Below are 18524 nucleotides of genomic sequence, written 5' to 3'. Positions count from 1 at the left end.
CATGAGCGGAGTGGGGGCAAAGTCTCAAATCACCCCAAGTCGGTCGCTCCGGTCACTGCCGAATTTGTCCACGCAGCCTGGGCCCACCCGGCCACCTCAGTCCGCGGCGCGCTTCTTGAGGAGGACCGTGCGCAGCAGCGAGAGCGCGGTCTCGCCGCGCTGGTTGGTCATCTCGTGCCGGAAAGTGACGATGCCCTGCCCGGGGCGCGACTTGCTCTCGCGCATCTCGACGACCTCGCTCGAACAGGTCAGCGTGTCACCGATGAAGGTCGGCGCGGGTGTCACCACCTTGTCGAAACCGAGGTTGGCAACGAGCGTGCCCAGCGTGGTGTCGGTAATCGACAGTCCTACCGCGAGGCTGAACGTGAAGGTCGAGTTGACGAGGATCTGCCCGAACTCGCTCGCCTTCGCGCTCTCGGCATCGAGATGCAGCGGCTGCATGTTGTGCGTCATCGCCGAGAACATCAGGTTGTCGGTCTCTGTCACCGTGCGCGAGGGCTGGTGCACCAGCCGGTCGCCCAGCTGCCACTCGTCGTAGAAACGCCCCGCCATCAGCCTGCCTCCGCTTCGTCGATCCGCGCCAGCAGCGCCTCGACCTGAACCTGTTGCCCGGCCTCGGCATTGAGCTTTGCGACCGTGCCGTCGAAGGGCGCGGTCAGCGTGTGCTCCATCTTCATCGCCTCGAGCGTGAGCAGCTTCTGGCCGCGCTTGACCTCCTCGCCTTCCTCGACCGCGACGTCGATCACCTTGCCCGGCATCGGCGCGAGGATCGCGCCCGAGCCATCCGCCCCGCCGTGCGCACCATCGCGCCGCCAGGGCGTGAGCCGCCAGGCCGCGCCCTGTTCGGCGAGCAGCACGGACCCGACCGGAGCCTCGCTGCCTTGACCGCCGAGCGCGATCTCGACCGGCTCGCCCTCGAGCAGGAACCAGCCGGTGCGCGCGGCGGGCGCATTGAGCCGGAAACCTGCCACGTCGCTGGCCGGGACGAGCGCGCGCGCCGCTGCCTCGAGCACCTCGGCAGAGGGTGCCGGCGCCTGTGCCAGCGCCTCGCCCTCGCGCGCGATGAGGCCGGTATCGACATCCCCGTTCGCAAAATCCGCCTGGTGCAGCGCGCGCACGAGGAACGAGGCATTGATGCGCACCGGCCAGACCGCGCTCTCTTCGAGCATGCCCGCCAGCGTGAGCCGCGCTTCCTCGCGGTCCTCGCCCCAGGCGACGACCTTGGCGATCATCGGATCGTAATGCGGCGAGACCGCCCCGCCCTCGACCACGCCGGTCTCGATCCGGCCATGGCCCATGCCTTCGGGAGCCTCGCCGAACTGGAGCAGGTCGAGCCGCCCGATGCTGGGCAGGAAACCGCGCGCGGGGTCCTCGGCGTAGAGGCGCGCCTCCATCGCCCAGCCGTTGATCGCGAGCTGGTCCTGCGCGAGCGGCAGGGGTTCGCCGCTGGCGATGCGCAACTGCCACTCGACGAGGTCGACCCCGGTGATCTCCTCGGTAACGGGATGTTCGACCTGAAGACGGGTGTTCATCTCCATGAACCAGATGCGCTCGGCATCGAGCGCGCCCGAGCCGTCGGCGATGAACTCGATCGTGCCCGCCCCGACGTAATCGACCGCCTTTGCCGCGCGCACCGCCGCAGCGCAGAGCGCCTCGCGCGTCGCTGCGTCCATGCCCGGCGCGGGCGCTTCCTCGATCACCTTCTGGTGGCGGCGCTGGAGCGAGCAGTCGCGCTCGAACAGGTGGACGACGTTGCCGTGGCGGTCGCCGAAGACCTGCACCTCGATGTGGCGCGGGCTGGCGATGTACTTCTCGATCAGCACGTGGTCGTTGCCGAAGGAGGCCGCCGCCTCGCGCTTGCACGAGGCTAGCGCGTCGGCGAAGTCCTCCTGCGCCTCGACCAGCCGCATGCCCTTGCCGCCGCCGCCCGCGACCGCCTTGATCAGCACCGGATAGCCGACCTTGGCCGCTTCCTCGGCGAGCGTCAGCACCGACTGGTCCTCGCCCATGTAGCCCGGCGTCACCGGCACGCCCGCCTCGGCCATCAGCGCCTTGGCCGCGTCCTTGAGGCCCATCGCGGTGATCGAGGCAGGATCGGGTCCGACCCAGACGAGCCCGGCATCGATCACCGCCTGCGCGAAGGCCGCGTTCTCGGAAAGGAAGCCATAGCCGGGATGAATTGCCTCGGCCCCGGTCTCCTTTGCCGCTGCGAGGATCTTTTCGCCCACGAGGTAGCTTTGCGCCGATGGTGCAGGGCCGATCAGCACCGCCTCGTCGGCCTCGCGCACGTGCAGCGCATCGGCGTCGGCCTCGGAATAGACTGCGACGGTGCGGATGCCGAGACTGCGCGCGGTGCGGATCACGCGGCAGGCGATCTCGCCGCGATTGGCGATGAGCAGCGAGGTGATCATGGATGACGCTCCGGGAAACCGTGACGGGTGTGGAGCGCGCCGAGCACGCCCTCGATGTCGTTGGCAAAGCCGCCCTCGGCAAAGGCGAGCGCAGGCAGGTTCTGGTTGTCCGCGCCAAGGCGCTCGACGACCGGCCCGCGCGGGCGCGGCCAGCCGACGCGCACCACCTCGATGTTGCCGGCCCGCTCGGGGAAGAGCGCGAGCAGCCCTTCGACGGTGACGCAGTCCTTGCAGTAGAAGCGCCGCTCGCCGCCGAATTCGGGGTCCGCCCAATCGGTGTCGAGCACGTAGAGGGTATCGCGGGTGTCCTGTCCGACCATGGCCATCACATCCTGAAGACGCCGAAACGCGGGGCTTCGGGGAAGGGTGCCTCGAGCGCGGCGGCAAGCGCGAGGCCGAGTACGTCGCGGGTCTGTGCGGGGTCGATCACGCCATCGTCCCACAGCCGCGCGGTGGCATAGTAGGGGCTGCCCTCGGTCTCGTACTTCTCGCGGATCGGGGCCTTGAAGGCCTCGGCCTCGCGCTCGTCCCACTTGTCGGCGTCGCGGTGGACGGTCGCCAGCACCGAGGCGGCCTGTTCGCCGCCCATCACCGAGATGCGCGCATTGGGCCAGGAGAACAGGAAACGCGGGTCGTAGGCGCGCCCGCACATGCCGTAGTTACCCGCACCGAAGGACCCGCCGATGAGCACGGTCAGCTTGGGCACGTTGGCGGTCGCGACCGCAGTGACCAGCTTGGCGCCGTGCTTGGCGATGCCCTCGGCCTCGTACTTGCCCCCGACCATGAAGCCAGAGACGTTCTGGAGGAACAGCAGCGGAATACCGCGCTGGCAGGCGAGCTCGATGAAATGCGCACCCTTCTGCGCGCTCTCCGAGAAAAGCACGCCGTTGTTGGCGAGAATGGCCACCGGGACACCGTGGATATGGGCGAAGCCGCAGACCAGCGTGCTGCCGTAGAGCGCCTTGAACTCGTGGAACTCGGAACCATCGACGATGCGCGCGATCACCTCGCGCACCTCGTAAGGCGCGCGCACGTCCTCGGGCACGATGCCGTAGAGTTCCTCGGGGTCGTAAGCCGGAGCGCGCGGTTCACGCAGATCGAGGCCATGGCGATGCGCAGGGCCAAGGTTGCTGACGATATCGCGCAGGATCGAGAGCGCGTGCTCGTCGTCGTCCGCGAGATGATCGGTGACGCCCGACTTGCGCGCGTGCAGATCGCCCCCGCCCAGTTCCTCGGCGCTGATCACCTCGCCGGTCGCGGCTTGGACCAGCGGCGGACCGGCGAGGAAGATCGTGCCCTGTTCCTTCACGATCACGCTCTCGTCGCTCATCGCCGGGACATAGGCACCACCTGCGGTGCACGAGCCCATGACCGCAGCAACCTGCGCGATGCCGCGCGCGCTCATCTGCGCCTGGTTGAAGAAGAAGCGGCCGAAATGGTCGCGATCGGGAAAGACCTCGGCCTGATTGGGCAGGTTGGCTCCGCCGCTGTCGACGAGGTAGATACATGGCAGGTGACAGGCCTGCGCGATCTCCTGCGCGCGCAAGTGCTTCTTGACCGTCATCGGGTAGTAGGTGCCGCCCTTGACCGTCGCATCGTTGGCGAAAACCATGCAGCGCCGCCCGGAAACCACGCCGATCCCGGCGATGATGCCCGCGCCCGGCACCTCGTCGTTGTACATGCCGCCTGCGGCAAGCTGGCCGATCTCGAGGAACGGCGAGGCGGGATCGAGCAAGCGCTCGACACGCTCGCGCGGGAGTAGCTTGCCACGTGAGACATGGCGTTCGCGCGATTTCTCGGTACCGCCCAGCGCGGCAGCCGCGACCTTGTCGTGGAGCGTCTGGACCAGCGCGCGGTTGTGCGCCTCGCGCGCCCTTGCGGCTGGGCCTTGCGGATCGTGCGTGGTCTGGAGCACCGGCGCGCTCATGGCATGTCCCTCTTCCCGTCGACCTGATTGGTCCTGTCTATCTACCCAACCCGCAACGTCAGCGGAAATTGAAAGTTTCCGCATCTGGCCATAGACCGCGTCTATGATCGACCAGTATCTCCTGCGCTACTTCCTCGCAGTGGCGGAAACCGGCAGCTTCAGCCGTGCCGCACGGCAGGTGAGCGTCACCCAGCCTACGCTTTCCACCGGTATCGCCAAGCTCGAACGCGAGCTGGGCGCACGGCTCTTCGACCGCGACCGCCAGGGGGTCTCGCTCACCCCCGCGGGCAGCCGCTTCCTCGTGCGGGCAAGGCGGATTGCCGCGGAATATGCGCAGGCACTGGTCGAGATTGCGGAGGCCGAGGCCCCGCAAGTCCTGCGTCTTGGCGTGCTGGCGACGGTGCCTGCCGCAATCATCGCCCGGGCGCTGGAGCACTTGCGCGAGCGCGGGGAGGCAAACGTGCCCGAAATCGTCAGCGGCAACGAACGCGAACTCGCCGAAAGGCTCGAGCGAGGACGCCTCGATGTCGCCCTTACCCTCGTGCGCGGGCACCATGCCCGCTTCGCGCCTAAAGTGCTCGCGCGCGAGCGCTACGCGATGGTGCTGCCCGCCGATCACCCGCTGGCAGGCGCCGAGGAAGTCATGCCCGAGCAGCTCGCGCGCGACCGCATGGCGCTGCGCCGCCACTGCGAGGCGCTGCCCGAGATCAACCGCTTCTTCACCCAGCGCGGCGTGCGCCCGCGCTTCGTGCTCAAGACCACCAGCGACGAGCAGGTCCTCGCCGTGGTGCGCGCGGGCGCCGGGATCGGCATGATGCCCGAGAGCTTCGCCGGGCCGGGGCTCGCCATGGTCGCGGTGCGCGACTTCGACCTCAACCGCGAGATCGGGCTGCTCCATGCCGATGCGAGCAAGGCTGAGGCGCTGCGCACCGACCCGTTCATCGCGGCGCTGCGGCGGGTCTATGGAGCTGGCGGCGAGCGCTAGCGGCTCCCGCCCCGCTCACGCCTCCTTGCCGTAGCCGCCACCGCCCGGCGTCTCGATCACGAAGACGTCGCCCGGCTCGAGACTGACCCGCGCGGTCGCGCCAAGCGTCTCGATCCGGCCATCGGCGCGCTCGACGCGGTTCGCACCCGGCTCGCCCGGCTCGCCACCCGAAAGACCGAAAGGACGGGTCGCGCGGCGCTGCGAGAGGATGCCCGCTTCCATGGGGCTGAGGAACCGCAGGCGGCGCAAGGCGCCGTCGCCGCCATGGTGCGCACCTGCGCCGCCCGAGCCGCGCCGGATCGAAAATTCCTCGAGCAACACCGGAAAATTCGTCTCGAGCACTTCGGGATCGGTCAGGCGCGAATTGGTCATGTGGGTCTGGACCACGCTGGTGCCGTCGAAGTCGGGCCCCGCACCAGATCCGCCCGCGATCGTCTCGTAGTACTGATGCGCGCCGTCGCCGAAGGTGAAGTTGTTCATCGTGCCCTGCGCCGCAGCCATCGCGCCCAGCGCGCCGAACAGCGCATCGGTGATCGCCTGGCTGGTCTCGACATTGCCCGCGACCACCGCCGCGGGTGCGACGGGATGCAGCATCGAGCCTTCGGGCACGACGATCTCGATCGGGCGCAGGCAGCCCTCGTTCATCGGCACCGCATCGTCAATCAACGTGCGCACGACGTAGAGCACCGCAGCGCTGACCACCGGCAAGGGCGCATTGAAATTGTCGGGCAACTGCGCGCTGGTCCCGGCAAAATCGATCCGCGCCGAGCGCGCTGCCTCGTCGATGGTGACTGCAACCTCGATCTGCGCGCCGTTGTCCATCGGCAGCGTGAAGCGCCCTTCGGACAGGCGCGCGATCAGCTTGCGCACCGCTTCCTCGGCATGGGCCTGTGCGTGCCCCATGTAGGCGTCGATCACCGGGCGCCCCTGCTCGCTCGCCACCCGGCGCAGCTCGGAGGCACCGCGCACGCAGGCCGCGACCTGCGCGCTGAGGTCGGCGATGTTGTGCTCGATCGCGCGCGATGGGTGCGGTCCGCTGGCAAGCAGTTCGCGCATCGCCGCCTCGCGGAACGCGCCGCGATCGACGAGCAGGACATTGTCGATCAGCACCCCTTCCTCGTCGAGGCTGCGGCTGGTGGGGGGCATCGAGCCGGGACTGATCCCGCCGACGTCGGCGTGGTGCCCGCGGGCGGCTACGTACCAGGCCGGACGTGCATTCTCGCCCGCTTCCTCTCCGGGCGCGAAGACCGGCATGACCACGGTGATGTCGGGCAGGTGCGTGCCGCCGTCATAGGGCGCGTTGAGGACATAGGCATCGCCCGGCAGCATGCCGCGACCGTCTTGCGGGGCGCCATCGGCATCCCACCCGCGCCGCGCGATCACGGTGCGTACGCTCTCGCCCATCGAGCCCAGGTGCACCGGCATGTGCGGGGCATTGGCGACGAGACTGCCCTCGCCGTCAAACAAGGCGCAGGAGAAATCGAGCCGCTCGCGAATGTTCACAGAGCGCGCCGAGTGCTGCAGCGCCGCGCCCATTTCCTCGGCGATCGCCATGAACAGCGCGCCCATGATCTCGAGCCGGACCGGATCGCATTCGGTGGTGAGCGCCGCGCTGCCCTCGCGTGCCGCGCTGCGCCTCAGCACGAGGTTGCCCACATGGTCGACACGTACCCGCCAGCCCGGTTCGACCACGGTGGTCGAGACGTCGTCGACGACGAGCAGCGGCCCTGTGGCTTCGAAGCCTTCGGCAAGGTCGGCGCGAAGGTAAAGTGGCACCTCATGCGCCGCGCCCCCGGTCCATACGCGAAGGGTCTCGGCGGCAGGCCCGGAGGTCCCGGGCAGCGCCAGCGTGGCCCCGGCGGCGGCATCGCTCGCGGCAACGGCCTCGACCCGCAGCGTCTCGGCGACGAGCTGCTCGCCGGGTGCGAAGCCGAAGCGGTGCTGCCAGCCCTCGCGGAAGGTCTCGCGCATCGCATCGAGCACGCCAAAGGGCACCTCGATCGCGTTCTCGCTGCCCTGCGGGCGGAGCGCGAGCGAGACCTCGCGGCGAATGGTGGCCGGGGCAATACCCTGCGCGGCAAGTTCGGCCGCCGCCTGGTCGCCGAGCGCCGCTACGGCGTCCGCGATCTGGCTGGACGAGCCCTCGTCGAGCGGCAGGCCGAGGGTACGCTCGTGCAGCACGCGGCGGTCGGCAAGGCCCATGCCATAGGCCGAGAGCACCGAGGCGAGCGGGTGGCACAGCACCGTCTCCACTCCCAGCGCATCGGCAACCTTGCAGGCGTGCTGTCCGCCTGCCCCGCCGAAGGTCACCATCGCGGCGCGGGTGACGTCGTGCCCACGACGCAGCGATACGGTCTTGATGGCATTGGCCATGTTGGCGACGGCGATCTCGAGAAAGCCCTCGGCGGCTTCCTCGCGGCTGAGCACGCGTCCGGTCGCGGCGCGCACCTCGTCGAGGATCACATCCATCCTTTGCTGCGCAGCATCGAGCGAGAGCGGCTCATCGCCGCCGGGCCCGAAGACGTGCGGGAAGTGATCGGCGCGAAGCTTGCCGAGGATCAGGTTGCAGTCGGTGACGGCAAGCGGTCCGCCGCGCCGGTAGCAGGCGGGGCCGGGTACCGCGCCCGCACTCTCGGGCCCGACGAGGAAGCGCGCCCCGTCGAACGAGCAAATCGAGCCGCCGCCCGCCGCGACCGTCTCGATGCGCATCATCGGGGTGCGCACGCGATTGCCCGCGACACGCGTCTCGCTATCGCGCTCGTAAGCGCCGGCATAGTGCGAGACGTCGGTCGAGGTGCCGCCCATGTCGAAGCCCACGACCTGCTCGAAGCCTGCTTCCTTCGCCACCGCCGCCATGCCGACGATGCCGCCTGCGGGGCCTGAGAGGATCGCGTCCTTGCCGCGCAGCATTTCACCCGTGGTGAGCCCGCCGCTCGACTGCATGTAGAGCGCATCGACATTGGGCCCGAGGCCTGCCTCGAGCCCGGCGATGTAGCGGTCGAGCACGGGCGAGAGATTGGCATCGACCACGCTGGTATCGCCGCGCGCGATGAGCTTGATCAGCGGGGCTACCTCGTGGCTGACCGAGACCTGCGCGAAGCCGATCTCGCGCGCGATGCCGGCCAGCGCCTTCTCGTGCGCCTGGTGGCGATAGCCATGCATGAGCACGATCGCCACGGCACGAAGGCCCTCGTCGAAGGCCTGCTGCAGGCCTTGTCGTGCAGCGGCCTCGTCGAGCGGGGTGTGGATGGTTCCGTCGGCGCCGACGCGCTCGTCGATCTCGAGCACGCGCCTTGCCAGCGGTTCAGGCAGGACGATGTGGCGCGCGAAGATGTCGGGGCGCTCCTGCGTCCCGATGCGCAGTGCATCGCCGAAACCGCGGGTGATCGCCAGCAGGACCGGCTCGCCCTTGCCCTCGAGCAGCGCGTTGGTCGCGACCGTGGTGCCAAGGCGCAGTTCGCAGCGTGGCAGAGCCTCGTCACTGACGCCGGTGAGGCGCTGCATCGCCTCGACCGCAGCATCCTCGTAGCGCCCGGGATCCTCGCTGAGCAGCTTTAGCCGCTCGAACCGCCCGTCAGGTGCGCGTGCGACGACGTCGGTAAACGTGCCGCCGCGATCGACCCAGAATTGCCAGTGCTGTGCGATGCTGTGCGAATGCCCCTCGGCGGTATCATGATCTGCCATGCGGCCTACATGGGGGTTGTCACCGGGCGGTGCAAACCCCGCGCCGCGACAAGCCCTTCCGCATGCTCGCGATCAGCCCTGCTGCGACGCGATATAGCTTTCGGCCAGCCCGGCGAGGAATGCCGCGCCGCGCGGCATGACGCTTTCGTCGATCATCATGCGGGTCGAGTGGATGCCACAGCAATGTGCCCAGTCCTCGCCCTCGCCCGCAACGCCGAGGAAGAACATCGCGCCGGGCACCTTCTCCAGCACATATGCGAAGTCTTCCGCTCCCATGATCGGGTTTGCGAGACGCTCGAAGCTCTCATCGCCGAACAGGCCTTGCGCCAAGCCCTCGCCGAAATCGACCGCACCTTCGTCGCACAAGGTGACCGGAAAGCCCTCGATGATCTCGACCTCGGCGGCAAGCCCATGCGCGCCGGCGATCCCGGCGGCAAGCGCGGTCACTTCCTCGCGCAGCCGCAGGCGATTGCCGGCAGAGAGCGAGCGCATCGTGCCGCGCATGCGCACATGGTCTGGGATCACGTTGTGCGTGCTGCCCGCCTCGAGCTTGGCGATCGTCACGACGACCGGGTCGAAGACCGGGAAGCGGCGCGCGACCATGGTCTGGATGGCGGTGACGATCTCGGCCGCGATGGGCATGGGATCGAGCGTGTCGTGCGGCATCGAGGCATGGCCACCGCGTCCGGTGACGGTGATGCGCAGCTCGTCGGCCGAGGCCATGATCGCACCCGCGCGGCCCGCGATCACGCCGTGGCGGGCATTGGGCATGACGTGGAGCGCATAGGCGACGTCGGGCAAGGGGCGGCCCGTCCCCTCGCCGCCAAGCAGGCCATCGTCGAGCATGAAGCGCGCGCCGTGCCAGCCCTCCTCGCCCGGCTGGAACATGAAACGCACTTCGCCCGCGAGACTATCGGCCATGCCGCAAAGGATACGCGCGGCACCGGCAAGCATCGCCACGTGCGCATCGTGGCCGCAGGCATGCATCACGCCGGGAATTGTCGAGGCGAAGTCGAGCCCGGTCTCCTCGGGCATGGGCAGCGCATCCATGTCTCCGCGCAGCAGCACGCAAGGAGCGCGGCCGTCGCCAGAAGGCACGCCGGTGCCCTTCAGCGTCGCGACAAGGCCGGTTGTCGAGGGCCCTTCGGCCCATTCGAGCGGCAGGTCGGCGAGCGCGGCGCGGATCTTGTCGCGCGTCATCGGCGTGTGCAGGCCCAGTTCGGGTTCGGCGTGGATCGCGCGGCGAAGGGCGACGATGCGCTCGGCGACATCGGACGGGCAGCGGGTCGTAAGGGAAACTGTCATGGGCGCATGATAGCCATCACCCCGGCAGTGTCGAGCGTCCCTGCGCTGCCTCAGGCGAGATCCCGGGCGGGGCCTTTCGCGGCCTGCTCCTCACGCTCGATGCGATGCAGCGTGCGCATCGCGAGTGCGCCCATGAACAGGTACGAGCAGGCTCCGCCGATCGCGACCGCCCAGGCAACGCCGGTCGAGCCGTGACCGATCAGGAACACCAGCGCGATGCCCATCGCCACCAGTGCGACGACACGTGCGAAGAGCGAGAGGTTGGCACGCCCGGTCGAGTGCAGCACCGGCTCGAACGAGACGCTGGCGAGATCGAAGCTGGCGCCGATGGCGAGCGGCACGAGGATCGAAGCCCCCTGCTCGAAGTCGTCGCCGCCGATCAGCTGCAGCAGGTATTTGCCTGCGACGACGGCGAGGATCACCACCAGCAGCGCCGCCCCGCCCGCGATCTTGCTGGTCTGCGCGACCAGCTTGCGCAGTTCGGCAGCTTCGGAAGAGGCGGTTACGTGCGCGACCTCGGCATAGACCGAACGGGTGAGCAGGGTCGAGAGCTTGCTCATCGCCTGCGAGAGCTGCGAGGCAAGACGATAGAGACCGGCCGCACGCGTGCTGACCCAGCCGCCGACGATGAGCAGCGGGCCATTCTTCATCAATGCGTCGATCGAGGAACCGAAATAGGAGACGAGGAAGAAGTGCGTGATCCCCTCGTTCTCCTTGAGCGCGGCGCGCATCTTGCCGAAGTTGGAAAGGCGCAGCGCTTCTGGACACAACCGCCGCGCGACGATCCAGTAAAGCGCGGCCTCGATCAGGTCGATCAGCGCCCAGGCGAAGAGGAAACGCGCAACGCTCGGACCAGTGAACCAGATCAGGAGCGCGGCGAGCAGACGCCCGGTGGGCACCACCGCCTCGACGTAGACCGCCGCATCGAAGCGGTTGAGGGCGCGCACGACGCCGGTCGGCGCGGAGACGAGCGCCCACAGCGATGCACAGCAGAACCAGAAGGCGACGTTGACGTAGGCTTGGTTGAGCTCGAGCATGTGCCCGAAGCCGAAGATAGCGACCGCCGCGACCACTGTACCCAGCACCGCACCGATGGCATCGAGCCCGCCGCACAGCATGGCGAGGCGACCGAAGCGTCCCCACTCCTTTTCGTGCACGTGCGTGCTGCCGTAGCGTACGACCACGCGCCAGGTCTGGAAGCCGGTCAGCGCGATGATCGCCTGGGCCGTACCGAAGATGAGCGAGAAGTGGCCGAAGTCCTTCAAGCCGAGGGTGCGCGTCAGGATCGCAAGGTACGCGATGCTGCAGACAGCACCGAAGCCCTTGCCGCCGAGCAACCAGGCGGTGTTGCGAAGGATCCGCCCCAGAGAAGACTCGGTCTTCGGGCGGTTTAATTTGGCCGACATTGCGCCGCATTTGGACGAGCGGAGACGGACTTGCAAGCAGTGCCTGCCGCCTCTCGCCGCAAATCGCCGTCAAACGGCGCGCGCGCCTTTCCCTTCGCAGCAGCCCGCGCTAGAGGCATGCACCTCCCCAGCAGCACAATGTGACCCCACGATGATCGAACATGCCATCCTCCTGAGCGCCGGCCAGGGCTCGCGCCTTCTCCCCCTCACCGCAGAGCGCCCCAAGTGCCTGATCGACTTTTCGGGTCGCTCTTTGATCGCCTGGCAGGTCGAGATGCTGGCGCGCGCGGGGATCAAGCGCATCGACGTGGTCACCGGCTTCATGACCGACATGCTCGAGGCGCACCTCGCCGCCATCGACGATCCGCGCGTCGAAGTCACGGTACGCTTCAACCCCTTCTTCAAGGTCGCGGACAACCTCGGCTCGTGCTGGATCGCGCGCGATGCGATGCGCGGCGACTTCGTGATCCTCAACGGCGACACGCTGGTCTCTGAAGACATTGCCCGCGCAGTGCTGGCAGAGCCCAATCCCTGGCCCATCGCCGTCACCGTCGACGTCAAGGCCGAGGGCTACGACAGCGACGACATGAAGGTCGAACGCAGCGCCGATGGACGCCTAGTCCACATCGGCAAGACGCTGAGTGCCGAGCAGTCGAACGCCGAATCGATCGGCTTCCTCGCGTTTCGCGGCGAGGGCGCCGATCTCTTCCGCGAGACCGTGCGCAAGGCCATGCGCACCCCCGAGGGCGTGCAGCACTGGTACCTCAAGGTCATCGATTCGATCGCGCCCACCGGCAAGGTCGGCACGCTCTCGATCGAGGGCATGGACTGGGCCGAAGTCGACTTCCTCAACGACATCGAGATCGCGACCGAGCTCACCGACAAGTGGGCTGAAGCGTAGGCCTGTTCGAGCGCGCCGACCCGACCGGGCCTGGCGCGCTTTGCCGGGCGCTTGTCAGCGAGCCAGAAGCTCCAGAATGCGGTCGGATGCGATGACGTCGGTTGATTGCTCGAGATCGCCCAGCGACCAGTGAACCGCCTCGCGCTGCCGGTTGGCATAGGCATCCGGGTGGGCGAACGCGTTCTCGATGGCGGGTATCAGCTGCTCGATGTCCTCGATCACGTCGCCCAGCCGCCACATCGCGTAGGAGGGATCATCCTCCCAGCGCACACCGTGCGCGTTGACGAAAATGCAGGGGCGCGGCCTGATGCAGAATTCGTAGATCTGGCTGCTGATGTCGCTTACCAGAAGATCAGCCTGCATCGTGTAGGTCATGTCGAGGCTCGCCTGCGAGCCGGGATCGATATGGACGTTGTCCGAACCCGCGAACTCCTCGCACAGCGCGCGCCCTTCCTGAACGGCATGCTCGAAGAGGCGCATGTGCGGGGCGACGATGAGGTTGAAGCGGCCATCGCGCGCGATGCGGTCGATGATCGCCCTGCCCATGCCGTCCCATGAGGACAGGCTGCGATCGAAATGCGGAATGTACAGGACCGTCGGCCGGCTCTGCGAAAATCCGTCGCAGGTGGACTCGAACCCGAGCGCCCGCAGTGCAGCGAGCTTGCTGTAGCCGATCTTGGCCACGCGATCGGGTTTCAGCAGGCCTGTATCGAGAAGCCGGGTACGGTCCTTTTCGCCAGCCACCAGTACCAGATCGAAAAACCGGAAACGCGGCTCGTAGCCCTTGGCACGGTCACCGGCGCCGTGCGGGATGTGAACCATGGGAGGGCAATGCCCCGGCAGGCGCTTGAGCAACGTCGAGGTGCGTTCGAGCGACACGATCGCGTCGCTGCGGCGGATATGGGTAGCCCAGTGGATCAGGCGCGGCACCTTCATTGCCGCAGCGAAGCCCATCTTGCGGGCCAGTGTCTCGAGCGGGCGAGGCAACGCCATCACGACGATCTCGACCGGGCCTGCCCCGAGTCGGTCCAGCATCTCGCGCAGCGAGACCGCATCGTCGCCGCTCACGACATAGGCACGCGCCTCGACCTCGGCCCTCCTCGAAAGTTCGGCAAGGACGGCGACACCATGGAGGAACTGGTGCGCGCCGCCGATCAGCGAAAAGGCTATCCGGTGCACAGGGAGTTGTCTGTGGCTCAGGCCCAGAGGGCGCGCAGGGCAGCGACCATGTCGGCCTGCTCGTTCGCGGCGAGCTTGTGCGCCTCGCCCAGCGCCGGCGGTCCGGGCCAGCCGGCATCGGCGAACTTCGTTCCCTGCCACGAACGCTCACCCTCGTAACGCGGGATGACGTGGAAGTGGACCTGCGGGTCCACCATCATGAGCATGAGGTAGTTGAGCTTGGCGTAGGCGCTGAATTCGCCGAGCGCCGCCTCGATATCGCGGGTTGCCTGCGCCAGTTCGGCATGGGCGCCTTCGGGCAGTTCACCGAAGGCCGTCACCGCGCTCTTCGCCACCAGCACCAGGCTGCCCAGCGTAGGCTGCGCCGGGCGAACCAGCACTACCCAGTGCTCGTAGGACCTGACCTCGGTTGCAGGATATCCGAATTTCTCGAGCGTTGCGTGCATTATCAACCTTCCGCGAGCCACGAACCTATCTGCCCGCCACGCGCCTTGTAGACAAGGGCCTGGACGAGACGGACGGCATGGACCGCACAGCTCAGCCCGGTCCACACCGCGACGAGCGCGAGACCGATATCGGGCCGGGCGAAGATCATCGCGACGAACAGGATCACCATGTTGGGATTGCGCCGCGCGGTGATGAGCCGGAACCAGCTGTCGAAGCGCTTCCACACGTGAATGTGCAGCCCGCCCGCGATGGTGATGAAGGCCCCCTCGATCGCACGCTGGACCCAGTAACCCAGCTGGATCACGCCCTGTATCCACCAGAAGGTCGTGGTATCGTAGGCCAGCCCCCAGCTGGCGAGGCCGGTCGCCCAGAACCACCACCAGAACGGGGGATGCACAAGATCCATGCCATGGTCGAAGACGTTGCCCCAGGCGGACGAGGTTATCGTGCAGCGCGCGAGCTTGCCGTCGACGGTGTCGAGCACCATGAACACGAGCCCGGTCGCCATGCCCGCCCAGTAGTGGCCATAGGCAAACAGCACCGTAGCGACCACGCAGAACACCGCGCCCACGAAAGTCACCATGTTCGGCGTCACATGCCAGCGCGCACAGATGCGGGTGAGCACCAGAGCCCATTCGGGCCACAGGTACTTGGTCAGGACATCGGTCACGCCCTTGTAGGCGCCGAAATAGCTCGCCCGCTCGATGGCGCGCACGTTCTCGGTGCGCAGCGGCATGAGGAAGGGCGTCTCGCGCTTGCGCAGCTGCTTGTTCTCGATCGTGGGGCCATCCTCGAAGGCGATGACCTCGAGCCCCGCCGTCGAACCAAGGCCGGTAGCGCCTTCGCGCATGGCCGCGGCCAGCGCGGCAGCCTCCTCTTGCGAACGCGCATGCGCCAGCGCCGGCACCCCGCCCAGCGTCAGCACCAGCCCGGGATGCGCGAGGACGTGGCGGAACCACGAGGGGTCCCAGGCATAGTCCGCATGGGCCAGGATCGCCGCCGAATCGGGCAGTCCATTGCTCAGCTCGAGGCCCGAAGCGCGGGCGATACGCCCGACGCGTTCCTCCACGGATAGTCCCCAGAGTGCAACCTCGTTGCGCCCTACGACCACGGCAAGGCGTGTCTCGCTGTCTGCTTTAGCCATGAAGGGCCCCTACTTTGACTCCCCCCGGCTTGCAATCAACTCGATGGAAGTACCTTGCCGCCCGGGAACTTGGGCAATGGCCCCGATTCACGACGCAAGCACACCGGAAGCTAACGGACCGTCTCGCAACCGCGCCGCAGCGGATGACACGCGCGCACATTCCGACCGTGCCTGACCGGCCACAGTCCGGCGTGAAACAGCCATTTAAATGTCACACAAATATGTCAGACGCTATTTCGGGATGATTTTTTCCGCGCAAGACCCTATATAGCGCGCGTGAACGGATCAATTTACGAATTCAAGTCGATGCCGCATTTCGGCAGTTCCGCGCAGCGCCCTTCGCGCGGCGCGTCTGCCCGTGCGCGCGCCGGACGCGCCGTGCCGCTCGTCGGCATCATCCGTAATCCGCGCAGCCATCGCAACAAGGGCGTCGCCGCCGAAATGGCCGACTGCTCGAACATCCTGACCGAAACGCCGGCTGATCGCCCGGCTCTCCACGCCACGCTCAGCGGCTTTGCCCGTCGCGGCATCGACTACCTCGTGATCGACGGTGGCGATGGTACCGTGCGCGACGTACTGACTTGCGGCACTGACGTTTTCGGCGACGAATGGCCCAGGCTGATCGTGCTGCCCAAGGGCAAGACCAACGCGCTCGCGGTCGATCTCGGCCTGCCGGGCGAATGGACCCTGACCGAAGCACTGGCGGCTGCACACCGCGGCAACCAGCGTACGCGCCGCCCCTTGCGCATCACCGACGCCGACAAGGGCGGTTCGGTCCAGGGCTTCATCCTGGGCACGGGCATGTTCACCCTTTGCACCGAGGCTGGTCAGGAAGCGCACCGCTTCGGCGCCTTCAACAGCTTCGCCGTCGGCCTCTCGATCATGACCGCAGTGCTCCAGTCGCTGTTCGGCCGCGAAGGCAACGTGTGGCGCGCTTCCTCGCGCACCCGCCTGATCGACCGCGTGACCGGCCGCGCCCTGCGCCGCACCGGCCCGGGCAAGGAAGACGAGCGCTATCTCGCCATCGCCACCACTTTCGAGCGCTTCCCGCTCGGCGCGCGTCCGTTCGGTCGCAATGCCGCACCCGGCCTCAAGCTGCTCGTGCTCGACTGGCCGCGCCGCTTCCTCGTCGCGCTGATCCCCGCGATCATGTTCGGCCTTGGCGGTCGCCTGCTCGCGCGTGCCGGTTTCCATCGCTTCTCGGTCACCGACATCGAGATGGACCTCGAGGGCGCCTTCATCCTCGACGGCGAGGCTTTCCCTGCGGGCAAGTACATCCTCGACGAAGGTCCGCAGCTCGACTTCGTCATTCCCTGATCCAGCCGCTTTGCCGATTGCCGCAAGTCCCTAGCGGACAAGGTAATCCCCGGCAGGACCGGCCGCCCGGCTTGATTTGAAAGCACGCTTGCCCGACGGTGACGCGATGAGTGACGATCTCGATGGACGCGTGCGCGCCGCGCTGCACAGGCCGGTCGAAGCCCCCGTCAGGGCCTTTGCCGAAAGGCTGGCAGCGCAATCCGCCGCAGCCGGAAACGCGGTTGCGGGCGTACTGTTCTACGGCTCAAACCTCAGAACCGGCTCGCTCGAGGGCGTGCTCGACTTCTACGTCCTGACCGAAGGCCCGCAGATCGAGCGCATCTGGCCGCGCGTCAGCTACCACGAATGGACCCACGAGGGCGTGCTACTGCGCGCCAAGGTCGCGACGATGGCGCTCGAGACATTCCGCGCCGCCGCCGCCGGGGCCTTGCGCGACACCACCATCTGGGCGCGCTTCGTCCAGCCCAGCGCGCTCGCCTGGCAACGCGACGAGATCGCCGCAGCCGACGTCGCGGCGGCCGTCGCCCATGCCGCGCGCACGGCCGCGCGGCTTGCGGTGGCGCTTGGCCCCGCCAGCGGGCAGCCACAGGACTACTGGCGCGCGCTGTTCCGCGCGACTTATGCCGCCGAATTCCGCGTCGAGAAAGCGGGGCGCGAGGATTCGATCCTCTCGGCCAATCGCGAACACTTCGACGGATTGCTGACGCTTGCACTCGTCGCCGACGGGATTGCCTTCGCCCGCGGTACTCCCGAGGGCGAAATTCGCCCCGAGCTCACCCCGGCAGAGCGCGGACGCGTCCTGCGCTGGTGGAAGGGTCGCCAGCGTCTGGGCAAGCCCTACAACGTCCTGCGCCTGCTCAAGGCATCGACCACGTTCGAAGGCGCAGCGCGCTATGCCGCCTGGAAGATCGAGCGCCACACCGGGGTGCCCGTGACGGTGACGCCTTGGCGCGAGCGCCATCCCGTGCTCAGCGCCCCGGCCGTCCTGCTTGGTGTCTGGCGTGCCAGGAGGAAGGCCGCCGCAAACCCTGGAGACCCTGCCGCGTGACCCCTGACGCCCCCGTCTGCGCGCTCGTTCTGGCCGGCTCGCGCCCCGGTGCGCCCGATCCCGTCGCCGCGGCGGAAGGGACGAGCCACAAGGCGCTCGTCGATGTCGCGGGAAGGCCGATGCTTGCGCGGGTCGTCAGCGCGCTGCGCGAAGCGGGCATCGCGCGCATCGCCGTCATCGCCAACGATCCGGCAGTCACCGGCATGGCGATGGCGCTCGACTGCGAGGTACTCGCCGCCGAAGCAGGTCCGAGCGCCAGCGTCGCGGCTGGCCTTGCTCACTTCGGCACCCCGATGCTGGTCACCACCGCCGACCATGCGCTGCTCAAGGCTCAATGGGTCCGCGATTTCATCGCCGACACCCCCGAGGATGCCGAAGTCGCGATCCTGCTTGCCCGGCGCGAGGCCATCGAAGCAGCCATGCCCGGCTCGAGGCGGACCTGGCTGCGCCTCGCCGATGGCGACTGGTCGGGCTGCAACCTGTTCCTGCTCGCGGGCGGCAATGCCAGCGCCGCTATCCAGATGTGGAAAGACGTCGAGGCCGACCGCAAGCGCCCCTGGCGTATCGCCGCCAAGCTAGGCCCCGGCATTCTCGTGCGCTTCGTGCTGCGCCGCCTCACGATGGCCGAAGCGATCACACGGCTCGGCGAACGCATCGCAGTGCGCGCGAGACTCGTTGCCGCGCGCGACGGGCTTGCCGCGGTCGACGTCGACAAGCCCTCCGACCTTGCCGATGCCCGGCAGATCCTCGCCCGAGGCTAGCGCCCCGTC

15 protein-coding genes are annotated in these 18524 nt (G+C 67.9%); 5 read left to right on the top strand and 10 right to left on the bottom strand.

The window, feature by feature from the left end; genetic code table 11:
- Nucleotides 1-96 precede the first annotated feature (96 nt).
- Genes I5E68_RS17175 through I5E68_RS17160 form a run of 4 tightly spaced genes read right to left on the bottom strand, consistent with a single transcriptional unit; the run spans nt 97 to nt 4338 of the window.
- Nucleotides 97-552 (bottom strand): MaoC family dehydratase, encoded by a 456-nt coding sequence (locus I5E68_RS17175; RefSeq protein ID WP_197166376.1) that lies wholly within the window; start codon nt 550-552, stop codon nt 97-99.
- Complete coding sequence (locus I5E68_RS17170; RefSeq protein ID WP_197166374.1) at nt 552-2411, bottom strand: acetyl/propionyl/methylcrotonyl-CoA carboxylase subunit alpha; 1860 nt, start codon at nt 2409-2411, stop codon at nt 552-554. Before I5E68_RS17170 ends, I5E68_RS17175 begins: the two co-directional genes overlap by 1 nt.
- Entirely contained in the window at nt 2408-2731 is a 324-nt protein-coding gene (locus I5E68_RS17165) for a DUF3088 family protein (RefSeq protein WP_197166372.1), read from the bottom strand. Before I5E68_RS17165 ends, I5E68_RS17170 begins: the two co-directional genes overlap by 4 nt.
- Before the next feature lie 5 nt (nt 2732-2736).
- On the bottom strand, nt 2737-4338 hold the full coding sequence (locus tag I5E68_RS17160) for a carboxyl transferase domain-containing protein (RefSeq protein ID WP_197166370.1): 1602 nt from the start codon (nt 4336-4338) through the stop codon (nt 2737-2739).
- 103 nt (nt 4339-4441) lie between these two features.
- On the opposite strand from I5E68_RS17160, the gene I5E68_RS17155 reads away from it, so the two are divergent.
- The gene (locus tag I5E68_RS17155) at nt 4442-5323 is read left to right on the top strand and encodes a LysR family transcriptional regulator (protein ID WP_197166368.1); all 882 of its coding nucleotides are present in this window, start codon (nt 4442-4444) and stop codon (nt 5321-5323) included.
- 15 nt (nt 5324-5338) lie between these two features.
- Here the strand turns inward: I5E68_RS17155 and I5E68_RS17150 are convergent, their stop codons facing one another.
- The 3 genes from I5E68_RS17150 to I5E68_RS17140 form a co-directional block, all read right to left on the bottom strand.
- Nucleotides 5339-9007 (bottom strand): hydantoinase B/oxoprolinase family protein, encoded by a 3669-nt coding sequence (locus I5E68_RS17150; RefSeq protein ID WP_197166367.1) that lies wholly within the window; start codon nt 9005-9007, stop codon nt 5339-5341.
- Between the two features lie 72 nt (nt 9008-9079).
- A complete protein-coding gene (locus I5E68_RS17145; RefSeq protein ID WP_197166366.1) occupies nt 9080-10312 on the bottom strand; it encodes a M20 metallopeptidase family protein in 1233 nt (410 codons plus the stop codon).
- Nucleotides 10313-10362: 50 nt separating this feature from the next.
- Nucleotides 10363-11718: a lipopolysaccharide biosynthesis protein gene (locus tag I5E68_RS17140; protein ID WP_197166365.1), complete on the bottom strand. Its 1356-nt coding sequence runs from the start codon at nt 11716-11718 to the stop codon at nt 10363-10365.
- Between the two features lie 151 nt (nt 11719-11869).
- Here I5E68_RS17140 and I5E68_RS17135 point away from each other — a divergent pair, with 151 nt between their 5' ends.
- Nucleotides 11870-12619 (top strand): phosphocholine cytidylyltransferase family protein, encoded by a 750-nt coding sequence (locus tag I5E68_RS17135; RefSeq protein ID WP_197166360.1) that lies wholly within the window; start codon nt 11870-11872, stop codon nt 12617-12619.
- A gap of 54 nt (nt 12620-12673) precedes the next feature.
- Here I5E68_RS17135 and I5E68_RS17130 read toward each other — a convergent pair whose 3' ends face one another.
- The 3 genes from I5E68_RS17130 to I5E68_RS17120 are packed head-to-tail and all read right to left on the bottom strand — an operon-like array spanning nt 12674 to nt 15389.
- Nucleotides 12674-13798: a CDP-glycerol glycerophosphotransferase family protein gene (locus I5E68_RS17130; protein ID WP_197166358.1), complete on the bottom strand. Its 1125-nt coding sequence runs from the start codon at nt 13796-13798 to the stop codon at nt 12674-12676.
- A 17-nt stretch (nt 13799-13815) separates the two neighbouring features.
- Nucleotides 13816-14244, bottom strand: a complete 429-nt coding sequence (locus I5E68_RS17125) for an HIT family protein (RefSeq protein ID WP_197166356.1) — start codon at nt 14242-14244, stop codon at nt 13816-13818.
- A gap of 2 nt (nt 14245-14246) precedes the next feature.
- Nucleotides 14247-15389 (bottom strand): CDP-alcohol phosphatidyltransferase family protein, encoded by a 1143-nt coding sequence (locus I5E68_RS17120; RefSeq protein ID WP_197166353.1) that lies wholly within the window; start codon nt 15387-15389, stop codon nt 14247-14249.
- Between the two features lie 276 nt (nt 15390-15665).
- Here I5E68_RS17120 and I5E68_RS17115 point away from each other — a divergent pair, with 276 nt between their 5' ends.
- The 3 genes from I5E68_RS17115 to I5E68_RS17105 all read left to right on the top strand — a co-directional run bounded on the left by I5E68_RS17115 (nt 15666) and on the right by I5E68_RS17105 (nt 18515).
- The gene (locus I5E68_RS17115) at nt 15666-16706 is read left to right on the top strand and encodes a diacylglycerol/lipid kinase family protein (protein ID WP_197166351.1); all 1041 of its coding nucleotides are present in this window, start codon (nt 15666-15668) and stop codon (nt 16704-16706) included.
- 106 nt (nt 16707-16812) lie between these two features.
- Nucleotides 16813-17754: a hypothetical protein gene (locus I5E68_RS17110; protein WP_197166349.1), complete on the top strand. Its 942-nt coding sequence runs from the start codon at nt 16813-16815 to the stop codon at nt 17752-17754.
- The gene (locus tag I5E68_RS17105) at nt 17751-18515 is read left to right on the top strand and encodes a nucleotidyltransferase family protein (RefSeq protein ID WP_197166347.1); all 765 of its coding nucleotides are present in this window, start codon (nt 17751-17753) and stop codon (nt 18513-18515) included. Before I5E68_RS17110 ends, I5E68_RS17105 begins: the two co-directional genes overlap by 4 nt.
- Nucleotides 18516-18524: the final 9 nt, after the last annotated feature.

It is taken from the genome of Novosphingobium aureum (assembly GCF_015865035.1).
Lineage (GTDB): Bacteria > Pseudomonadota > Alphaproteobacteria > Sphingomonadales > Sphingomonadaceae > Novosphingobium > Novosphingobium aureum.
This window is presented reverse-complemented; position numbering and strand designations above follow the sequence as displayed.

Bases quoted from the DNA above. Each gene is read 5' to 3' on its own strand.
- I5E68_RS17150 (WP_197166367.1), bottom strand. From the start codon at position 9,007: ATGGCAGATCATGATACCGCCGAGGGGCATTCGCACAGCATCGCACAG.
- I5E68_RS17175 (WP_197166376.1), bottom strand. From the start codon at position 552: ATGGCGGGGCGTTTCTACGACGAGTGGCAGCTGGGCGACCGGCTGGTG.
- I5E68_RS17165 (WP_197166372.1), bottom strand. From the start codon at position 2,731: ATGGTCGGACAGGACACCCGCGATACCCTCTACGTGCTCGACACCGAT.
- I5E68_RS17160 (WP_197166370.1), bottom strand. From the start codon at position 4,338: ATGAGCGCGCCGGTGCTCCAGACCACGCACGATCCGCAAGGCCCAGCC.
- I5E68_RS17135 (WP_197166360.1), top strand. From the start codon at position 11,870: ATGATCGAACATGCCATCCTCCTGAGCGCCGGCCAGGGCTCGCGCCTT.
- I5E68_RS17120 (WP_197166353.1), bottom strand. From the start codon at position 15,389: ATGGCTAAAGCAGACAGCGAGACACGCCTTGCCGTGGTCGTAGGGCGC.
- I5E68_RS17155 (WP_197166368.1), top strand. From the start codon at position 4,442: ATGATCGACCAGTATCTCCTGCGCTACTTCCTCGCAGTGGCGGAAACC.
- I5E68_RS17110 (WP_197166349.1), top strand. From the start codon at position 16,813: ATGAGTGACGATCTCGATGGACGCGTGCGCGCCGCGCTGCACAGGCCG.
- I5E68_RS17140 (WP_197166365.1), bottom strand. From the start codon at position 11,718: ATGTCGGCCAAATTAAACCGCCCGAAGACCGAGTCTTCTCTGGGGCGG.
- I5E68_RS17125 (WP_197166356.1), bottom strand. From the start codon at position 14,244: ATGCACGCAACGCTCGAGAAATTCGGATATCCTGCAACCGAGGTCAGG.
- I5E68_RS17170 (WP_197166374.1), bottom strand. From the start codon at position 2,411: ATGATCACCTCGCTGCTCATCGCCAATCGCGGCGAGATCGCCTGCCGC.
- I5E68_RS17145 (WP_197166366.1), bottom strand. From the start codon at position 10,312: ATGACAGTTTCCCTTACGACCCGCTGCCCGTCCGATGTCGCCGAGCGC.